The organism is Bradyrhizobium sp. (assembly GCF_016462955.1).
Taxonomy (GTDB): Bacteria; Pseudomonadota; Alphaproteobacteria; order Rhizobiales; family Xanthobacteraceae; genus Bradyrhizobium.
Genome location: NZ_JAEMSD010000789.1, coordinates 1 through 2,105, shown reverse-complemented (window position 1 = coordinate 2,105; position 2,105 = coordinate 1). Strand labels below are relative to the sequence as shown.

General features: G+C 63.6%; 3 protein-coding genes. 1 reads left to right on the top strand and 2 read right to left on the bottom strand.

Annotated elements, in window-relative coordinates:
• Positions 1 to 141: 141 nt before the first annotated feature.
• Entirely contained in the window at positions 142 to 933 is a 792-nt protein-coding gene (locus tag JHD07_RS38420; protein ID WP_291631714.1) for a protein phosphatase CheZ, read from the bottom strand.
• An 18-nt stretch (positions 934 to 951) separates the two neighbouring features.
• Positions 952 to 1,194, bottom strand: a complete 243-nt coding sequence (locus JHD07_RS38415) for a hypothetical protein (protein ID WP_291631712.1) — start codon at positions 1,192 to 1,194, stop codon at positions 952 to 954.
• 51 nt (positions 1,195 to 1,245) lie between these two features.
• On the opposite strand from JHD07_RS38415, the gene JHD07_RS38410 reads away from it, so the two are divergent.
• Positions 1,246 to 2,073: a L,D-transpeptidase gene (locus JHD07_RS38410; RefSeq protein WP_291631710.1), complete on the top strand. Its 828-nt coding sequence runs from the start codon at positions 1,246 to 1,248 to the stop codon at positions 2,071 to 2,073.
• Positions 2,074 to 2,105: the final 32 nt, after the last annotated feature.

The following is a 2,105-nucleotide window of genomic DNA, read 5'->3' as shown; positions in this document are numbered from 1 at the left end:
CTACGGCAACATGGTCTACGTCCGCTGCGCGCCGCGGGCGTGAAGTGGCCTCCGGCCTAACCCTTCGCTCCTCGCACTGACGACAATCAAAAACGCCGGTCCCAGGACCGGCGTTCTTCTTTTCCCGTAATCCGCGTCCGCTCAGTCGAACAGCGCGTCGATGTCGTCCTGCGAGGCGTGGCCGACGTCGCCGGCGAGCTTGGGGCCGTTGAGCAGCTTCTCGTCCTCGCTGCGATTGTCGACATGCGCGTGTGCCGGCACGTGCGCCTTGATCGCGTCGACGCCGCCCCAGATGTCCATCATCGCATTGATGTGCTGCTCGATGAACTTCATCGTGGCCATGACCTTGCTGATGCGTTGGCCGGTCAGGTCCTGGAAATTGCAGGCTTCGAAGATCGAGATGACGCGTTCCTGGATGTCGTCGGCGAGCCGCTTCTGCTGATCGACCGAGTCGACCTTGGACATGGCGGTCGCAGCCTGGTCGATCGATTCCGCGGCTTCGAGGATCTGCTGGGTGGCCTGCTCGGTGCCGCCGACCACCGCGCCGAGCTCGCCGTTGACCTTGGCCATTTCGCCGCCATCGAAGCTCTTGCCGTGCAGCGTCGCGATCTCGCGCTTGGTGCGGTCGATGGCGTCGTGGATGAGGTCGAGCTCGACCTTCAGCTTCTCGCACTGCTCGATCTGCGCCCGGTAGGTATCGAGCATGGTGCGGGCTTCTGCGAGCTCGTGGGCCGTCGAGGCGTCGATCGCCGCCATGGCTGCGCTGCCGGACAGCGGCGCGGCGACGACACTCTTCGCCATCTGCGCGCGGATCGCGCGAAGCTCGGCCATGATTTCGCTGTGCATCGGACCTGCCTCTTCATTCACGTCCAGAACAGGCATCTCGCCACTGACGATGTCTTCGACGCGAAAACGCTTGCGGTGAACAGCCATCAGGATACTCCCCCCACCTCACTCACGCGTCTTTGTAGGCAGAACGGATTTAACACGAAGTTCACAGCGGGAACTGCCGATCGGCTGCACGCGACGCGGCGCAAGGAAGCGATTAACCATCACCGCGTGGCATTCATCGAAAATAAACGCTGATCGCCAAATTGCAGGCGCGCTCGCGACGTGGTGAATCGGAACGGGGTCTGCGTTTACCAAACAAAGCGGCTTTTGCTCTTTATTGACCACGTCGCGGGCGCGGATCACGACCGGCTCCACGATGCATGTGATCTAGACGAAACAGTACAGAGTACGTCGATGTTCAAGAAAATGTCTGTCGCGCTGCTCGGCAGCGCTTGCACCTTCATGGCCGGCGCTGATCGCGCCGCGGCTTTCGACAATACGGTGCCGAACGATCCGCCTGCGGTGCTCTACCAGCCGCGCGTGCCGCCGGCGCCGGTGCGCGTCGCTTCCAACTCCAACATGGGCGGCGGCTTCATCGAGTTTCTGTTCGGCGACGGTCCCGGCCGCGGTCCGGCCTATGCGCCCGAGCGGCCGGTGTATCAGCAGCAGCCGGGCTATTACGATCAGCGCCGCCTGCCGCCGATGGGCGAGCCGCAGATGCAGGGGGGGTATCAGCAAGGCGGCTATCAGCAAGGTGCGCTCGAGCAGGAGCCGGTCGATCCGCGGCAGCGTCCGTTCGACCCGAAATTCGAGAAACAACTCGTTGACTATAACGGCAAGGAAATTCCCGGCACGATCGTGGTCGATACGCCGAACAAGTTCCTCTATCTCGTCGAGGGCAACGGCCGGGCGTTGCGCTACGGCATCGGTGTGGGGCGCCCCGGCTTCACCTGGTCCGGCGTGAAATCGATCACGGCCAAACGCGAATGGCCGGCCTGGACGCCGCCGGCCGAAATGCTCGCGCGCCGCCCCGATCTCCCCCGGCACATGGAGGGCGGACCGGAAAACCCGCTCGGCGCCCGCGCGATGTATCTGGGATCGACGCTCTACCGCATTCACGGCTCCAACGAGCCCTGGACCATCGGCACCAACGTCTCCTCCGGCTGCATCCGCATGCGGAACGAGGACGTCATCGACCTCTACGGCCGGGTGAATGTCGGCACCAAGGTCGTGGTGATGTGACCGCCTGAGCTACGAAATGAAGACGGCCGCCT

Excerpts from the sequence above, each read along its gene's own strand:
- JHD07_RS38420 (WP_291631714.1), bottom strand. The coding sequence starts at position 933 with ATGGCTGTTCACCGCAAGCGTTTTCGCGTCGAAGACATCGTCAGTGGC.
- JHD07_RS38410 (WP_291631710.1), top strand. The coding sequence starts at position 1,246 with ATGTTCAAGAAAATGTCTGTCGCGCTGCTCGGCAGCGCTTGCACCTTC.